The organism is Coprococcus sp. AF21-14LB (genome assembly GCF_003458885.1).
Lineage (GTDB): Bacteria > Bacillota > Clostridia > Lachnospirales > Lachnospiraceae > UBA9414.
In genome coordinates, this window is sequence record NZ_QRVX01000080.1 from 1 (window position 1) to 6,939 (window position 6,939).

At 37.7% G+C, this 6,939-nt stretch carries 5 protein-coding genes and 1 pseudogene; all 6 read right to left on the minus strand.

The annotated features are described in order from the left end of the window. Nucleotides 1–264: 264 nt before the first annotated feature. A complete protein-coding gene (locus DWX73_RS12505; protein ID WP_118349052.1) occupies nt 265–1,626 on the minus strand; it encodes an MATE family efflux transporter in 1,362 nt (453 codons plus the stop codon). An 81-nt stretch (nt 1,627–1,707) separates the two neighbouring features. After that, nucleotides 1,708–2,532, minus strand: coding sequence for a radical SAM protein (locus DWX73_RS12510; RefSeq protein WP_118349053.1), 825 nt, complete (start codon nt 2,530–2,532; stop codon nt 1,708–1,710). A 127-nt stretch (nt 2,533–2,659) separates the two neighbouring features. Next, on the minus strand, nt 2,660–2,914 hold the full coding sequence (gene spoIIID, locus DWX73_RS12515) for a sporulation transcriptional regulator SpoIIID (RefSeq protein WP_118349054.1): 255 nt from the start codon (nt 2,912–2,914) through the stop codon (nt 2,660–2,662). 233 nt (nt 2,915–3,147) lie between these two features. Next, complete coding sequence (locus DWX73_RS12520) at nt 3,148–3,657, minus strand: YkgJ family cysteine cluster protein (RefSeq protein WP_242996897.1); 510 nt, start codon at nt 3,655–3,657, stop codon at nt 3,148–3,150. A gap of 8 nt (nt 3,658–3,665) precedes the next feature. Continuing rightward, the gene (locus DWX73_RS12525; RefSeq protein ID WP_118349056.1) at nt 3,666–6,632 is read right to left on the minus strand and encodes a TOTE conflict system archaeo-eukaryotic primase domain-containing protein; all 2,967 of its coding nucleotides are present in this window, start codon (nt 6,630–6,632) and stop codon (nt 3,666–3,668) included. A gap of 158 nt (nt 6,633–6,790) precedes the next feature. Further along, nucleotides 6,791–6,874 (minus strand): annotated as a pseudogene (locus DWX73_RS15825) (Maff2 family mobile element protein); the annotation flags it as partial. Between the last annotated feature and the right edge of the window lie 65 nt (nt 6,875–6,939).

Genomic DNA, 6,939 nt, shown 5'->3' on the forward strand with positions numbered 1-6,939 from the left:
CATTACCAAAACAGATATGCGAACTCTTATCAAAGATACAAAGCAACTAAAATCAAAACTGAAATAATATAGTACATATCGCTGCAAAAAGAAAAACGGCTACAGTGCCCATATTTACTGGGGTTGTAGCCATTTTTTCACCTTATAACTGTCAAAGATGGGATTATAATGTAGCAATGGAAAATTGACAAGAGAATTCTCTAAATCTCTAAAAATTCTCTTGCATAGGGCTTATCTGCACTTACAGCGTATTTATCTTTATGTTTATACTGCTGCCTTTCCTTTCCATTTTCCACTTTTATAGCGCCATACAAAACAGACAGCTCGAACGACCCAGTCAAGAATCATGGCAATCCAAACGCCTAATACACCTATTCCCATATATTTTCCAATAACATAACTCATAACGATTCTACACAGCCACATGGAAATAATGGAGATCAGCATTGTAACACGAACATCTCCTGCTGCCCGGAATACTGTAGGCAGTACAAATGCCAACGGCCACAACACAATCGCAAATACTCCGTGGAATATTAATATCTGCTCTGCCACAACTGCAGTCTTTGATGACAGATTATAAGCTCTCATAATTAACGGGAGTGCCAGAATGATAATTCCAACCGTTACAATAGTCGCTGCAAATGCCAGTAAATGTAATTTCACAGTGTAATAATGAGTCTGTTCATGATCATTTGCCCCAATACACCTCGAAACTACAGTTGTTACTGCAAGAGAAATCGCCATTCCGGGAAGGATTTGGAAACTTGCTACCGCATTTGCCACCGCATTTGCCGCAATTGCATATGTGCCAAATGTAGAAACAAGACTCAACACAAGAATTTTCCCTAATTGAAACATGCTGCTTTCTAATCCATTTGGAACTCCGATATATAAGATCTTCTTGACTTTTGTCCAGTCAAATTGATAACGCAATGATTTTTTTATATGCAGCGTCAAATCTTGATTACATACAAGTATTGTAATCATAATCGCCGCAAACATTCGTGACACCAGTGTCGGAATCGCAACGCCTTCTGTACCACAGTGGAATCCATAAATTAATATTGCATTTCCGACAACATTAATCAAGTTCATCAACATAGAAACTTGCATGGAAACTTTTGAATTCCCCATTGTTCTGAAAATTGCTGCCCCTGCATTATACAATGCAATAAATGGAATTGATGCTGTTACAATTATCAAATAGGTATTTGCATATGCTGCAACTTCATCAGTAATCTCCCCAAACACTGTATTTAAAATAAAATCTTTTCCAAGATACATCAGCGCCATAATAATCACTGCACAAATTGTCACAAACCATACAAGCTGATTGGCCGCCTCACATGCATCTTCCTTCTTTTTCTGTCCGAGATACTGTCCTGCAATTACAGCTCCTCCAGTAGCCAATGCTCCGAAAATATTAATCAATAAAATCATAATACTGTCAACAAGGGAAACGCTGGAAACAGCTGCCTCCCCAACACTTGCTACCATAATAGAGTCTGCCATTCCCACAAGTACTGCCAAAAATTGTTCGACAACCAATGGGACAATCAATGCTGCTAATGCCTTATTATCAAACAGATAATGACTTCTGTCTGTTTTTACTTTTTCCCTCACGCTACCACTTCTTTCCCTGATCTCATAAAATAAAGAAACAAAGCAGGTGCCCCCACTTTGTTTAAAACTAGATACTATTTATTATATCAGCAAATGCTCTATTCTTTCAATCATTTCTTTTGTTTGTTCTGGAATTCTCCCCGTCATTTTGATGATATTCGTAGTATGCGTTGTATCAAGTTCCACTGATTTTTCGATGTGTAATTGTTCCAGCAATGTTTTTAATTCAAAAAGCTTCTCTTTTATTGGCGCTTCTACAAACATACCTTTTTTTACCATTTCTGCCAATTCAGTCATCTCAAACACTGTTAAATTCATTGTGATAATTTTGGTTGGCACAAACTGATTCAAAAGTTCTGCTGTTAACTTTGCATTTTTCTCGCCATTTCCTTCTCCTGCAATTCCATACATTATAATTGCATAAAATGGGATTTTGGCTTCATTTAGTTTTTTCCCCTGATTTGCAGCAATTTCTGACGTATGCCCTTTTTTCATCAATCGCAATACTTCGTCATTTCCTGTTTCAAAACCAACATAAAGTAATCGCAACCCTTCTGCATGAAGCTTTTGTAATTCTTCTACACTATATTTCTGCAGACTGCGAACAGATGCATACGCTGCCACACATCCACAATATGGAAAATATTTTTTTATTAATTCCAGTACACGAAACATTTTCTCAAATCCAATGGACAGTGGATCCGCACCTGTCAAAAATACTCGTTCCGTATATGTATTTCCATTCATCAACTCATGTTCTATTTCCCGCAAAGGAATCTCACTATATGTATTATCTTTATACATCGAACAAAAAGCACAACGGTTGTATGGACATCCTGTTGTAACAGGTATTAATGTTGTATGGATTTCACTTTGTGGATAATGTACACTCTGAATTTCACTCATACTCGATTCCTCCTTTAAAAAGCCTTTAGAGTAGTAATTCTTATTTTTATTATACTCCGGAAGGCCTATCTATAAAAGAGAAAATGGCTAGGAATATTAATTTTCCCAACCATTGTTAATTGTTATGTTAATGCTCCAAATGTAAATATTTTTCCCGTGTCGCCATTCCTCCCCGGATATGTCTCTCAGATTTGTTTAAGTCTAATACTGTTCGTGTCTTTTCTGCAAGTAATGGATTAATCTGCTGCAATCTTTCAGTTACGTCTTTATGCACCGTACTCTTACTAATCCCAAATTTCTTCGCCGTCTGCCGCACGGTTGCATTATTTTCTATGATGTAACTCGCAATTTCCACAGCTCTCTCTTCGATATAATCTTTCACAAATGTTCCCCTAGATACATCTTTTTACAATGTATGTAGTAAAAATAGAGATTATGTTAAAACAGTTCAAATAGGGATGACGCATCAAAAAATATATCATTCGTCAAACACAAACCCTATGTTTTTGCAAATGCATTTATAAATTAATTTGACGGTTCTTTATTTTCTTCATAATCTTTTTCAAGAACTCTCTTATTTTCCATAATTGGATTTTTCCCATTAGAGAAATCATCTTATCTATACCGAAACCCATATTCTTTTTTCAGTCTCTCATATATCTCAAACACCACCGGGCAGACTTCCACCGCATTCAGCACACTATACAGACTCTGCAATCTATCTGATTGATCCGTATAAGGATATTTTTTACAGCTCTCCGGTCTGCACTCTCCTAATTTACAGTTACCATCATCTTGCAGAAAATCGCACGGCTTATTCTTTGTCTCATATGTATCTTCTACTTCATTTTTAATCAAATACCTCTCAACAAATTGCTCTTTTGTCAAACCAAAAATTTCCGCATCTCTTTCCAAATCTTCACTCGGAATACTTCCACGATACATTTTGCAGCAATTTCTGCATCTACTGCAATCATAATTTGAAAACAATTCATCGTGAAGCCTTTTAAACTGTTCGTCTAGTTCCTTTTCATCCGCATGACCTTTTAAAAATATGCGAAATTCGAGATTCTCATTTTCTTTTTTCTTTGCTTCAAATCTCACTTTTCTCGGTGCAATCATCATTTTTCTCCTTATTTTTCTTTCAATTCTGTAATACCAAATGCAATCTCCAACAGTTCCGCCGCTACCTGATGATTTTTGATACGCATCAGATTGTCCCACACATCTTCTTTTCCCAACAAATTCATGCCGCCATGCCACACCAATTCATCATCAATAACGGCGAATCTCTCCTCCACCTCTTCTTGTGCCACAACATTGATGGCCACCTGCTGCATCTCTCGAATCAACTCATAACACATATCTACATTACTATAGATATCTTTCTCAGGTTCTGTTATAATAACTGTTACACTCACGCCTTGTTCCTGACGTTCTTTTACCAGAGATATTAACCTCTCAATCTTCTCCTGCCGGATATTCGGACTGGAAATCACGATTGATTTTTCTGCCTCTACCAAATCCTGCTCAAATTTTTCCGTATAATTGCCGGAGTCAAATATCGCATGAACATCCTGTTTGTCTTGCGAATCACTTGTCCAGATGGAAAAACCTGTTTTCTTATAGGTTCGAAGTCTCTTCCCGTACATTTTATTAAATTTTCTCATATGTGCATCAATATAATCATACACATAAACTGCTTCTTTCCCTTTATAGTCACGATTCAGTCTCCCGATATACTGTTCCAAACGTCCTCCAAAAGATACCGGTGCCGCAAGTATTAGTACATCTAATCTCGGAAAATCAAATCCTTCTCCGATCTTTTGACCGGTCGCAATCAATATAAGACTTTCTGTACGCGGAACCTGTTTTAAACGTATCTGTATTTCTGCATTTTCTTTATCTGAATTATCTCCATACAAGAGAAATACATGATCTGCCTTATCTTTTAACATGTCATGTAAAGTTTTCGCATGCTCTTTATATCGGGTTAGTATAACCGGTGTCTGATTCTGTGAAAGACTTTTCCTTACATCATTTACAATCATTTCATTTCGCATCTTGCTGGTACTAATCAAACTATAGGCTTTGTTGATATCATTTTTGCTATCCACAGTATCGACCACTCTCGTATATCTCGGAACAACATAATGCCCTATTCCCTGCTCTTCTGTCCTATCCAACGCGGTAAATCGATGTCTTAACGGCCCCAGCATCATATAGATAATCTTATCCAAATGGTCACCGCGTTTTGGCGTTGCTGATACCCCATAAACATATTTGGCATTGATTTTCTGCAATACTTCCATATATGTGTGTGATGCCGCATGATGACATTCATCGATGATTACCATTCCATAAGAATGCTTCAGATTTTGAAACTTTCCTTTGCTGTACATGGAACCAACCATTGCAACATCTACAAGCCCGGTCAATGTATTCTTGGCTCCATGCAGAATCCCGATCACACTATCTCTTTTTTTCTTTCTGCCTGTCTTTGTTTCATACTCCGGTGGGTCTTCCCTGATGTCAAGAAATTTATTCAGTTCCTCCACCCATTGATTAAGCAAATCCTTGCTTTGCAGCAAAATCAGTGTACTCACTTTTCGTTCTGCGATCAAATAACTGCACACAACTGTTTTTCCAAATGCAGTTGCCGCTTCCAACACACCGTCCGAATGCCTTAATAACTGCTCTGCTGCGAGTTCCTGCTGCAGTCGTAAATTGCCATTAAAGGAGACTCTGATTGGGCGACCGATTTCCCTTTGATCAGATATCTCAACCTGGATTCCTGCTTTCGCACATTCCTCCGAAATTCGCTCTCTTAGCCCTCGAGGTACTCGTATATATCCATCGATATCTTTTCCTAAGTAAACAGCACTGAAATTATAGTAGTTTGAATATCCTAATCTCTTATTCTTATAATACTCCGGATTATCAAAAGCTGCCAGACTGCGGATCTGATTTTGTATTCTCGGCATAAGATTCAGCGTATCGACATAAACACCATTACTGAGTACCAAATGAAGTTTGCCAACAACATCCTCTTTCATAAACTCACACTTCTTTTTCCACGGCTTTGGCCTGTTGTTTATATCGGTTTCTGCAAACTTTCCTTTGGTTTCTGCCAATTCTCCCTGCCACTTCGCCATATGCTTTTCTATATCTTCTATACTAAGTTTTTCTGCCTTATTGAGTAAAATATCCCATTGATTCGGATAGGCATTCCAGTTTTCATCTACGAATGCACTGTTTCCACTCTTGAGTGCCTTCCCTTGCAATGGCAGTGCAATCAGATTGCCAATACTATTTGCCACATCCTGTGACGGATACATACGGTCGTAGTAATGAAAAGACTTCAAGTTGACAGAAGCAGCCCCCTTATCTAACAATAAAAATCCAAAATTTCTAGCACTAGAAGCCGCTATTGCTTTTTGAAAAAATATCCATACATGAGCGCCTTTTCCTGAACGTGATCGTTCCACTAATGGTTTAATTCCGTTTATCTCACACATTTTTCTCAGCGCATCCACTTCTTTATGCCACTCTCTATCTGCATTTGCGAAATCAGTTGCTTCCGCACCTTTTTCGTGGTTATCAAAATCAAACACAATAAATCTGCATGTTCCATCCGGCAACAACGGATATATACCGATTACGTCCGAACCATCTTCTTTATATCCCAGCAGATGTGCTACGATTTTCTTCACGTCCAGTTTTGTCCATTTTTTATTTTCACACTCATCGCAAAACACCTTTTTTCCACGCTGCTTTGGACAAAGTCTTATATCCCATCTATTATCACATTGCGGAAAATAACTACCATTCTTACCGCGTCTCGCATAAACATCCTCTCTGCCCCAGAACATAGAAAAGAAGCGTATTGCCATCTTCTCTGTAATAAACTCGGGATGAACAATACGCGCCCCTTGATCAAGATCATACTCTTCTGCATTTTCTATCGTCTCTTCAAAAAGATCAATCTCCTCATATGGAATATTCTCTTTTTTCAGTTTATCTTTTAATAACCTATTCTCATATTCAAGTAATCGAACCATCTTTCTCAAAGATTCCGCATCATACGCCTCTATATTCATAACCGTCACCTACATTACTAACAAATAAGAACTCTTTGTTATATATGCATTTCTATCGTAAACACCGTCTGTTATACATAATCAATTTTTGTATTGCTCTTCCCTATCGTTCTCCTATTATTTTACTACTTCTTTACACTTACAATAATATGAAGTTATATCCCATAAATCTTTGCTGATGTGTGATAAAGAAGTAATAGAAGTGTAAAAAATTTTGCCGTTCCTATCCGGCACTTGCGCATTGTGTCGGATAGGTCGGGCGGTTATTCGGGCAAGTCCACCTTGCCAACAAAAGAATAATAAATCT

Excerpts from the sequence above, each read along its gene's own strand:
- DWX73_RS12510 (WP_118349053.1), bottom strand. The coding sequence starts at position 2,532 with ATGAGTGAAATTCAGAGTGTACATTATCCACAAAGTGAAATCCATACA.
- DWX73_RS12520 (WP_242996897.1), bottom strand. The coding sequence starts at position 3,657 with ATGATGATTGCACCGAGAAAAGTGAGATTTGAAGCAAAGAAAAAAGAA.
- DWX73_RS12525 (WP_118349056.1), bottom strand. The coding sequence starts at position 6,632 with ATGAATATAGAGGCGTATGATGCGGAATCTTTGAGAAAGATGGTTCGA.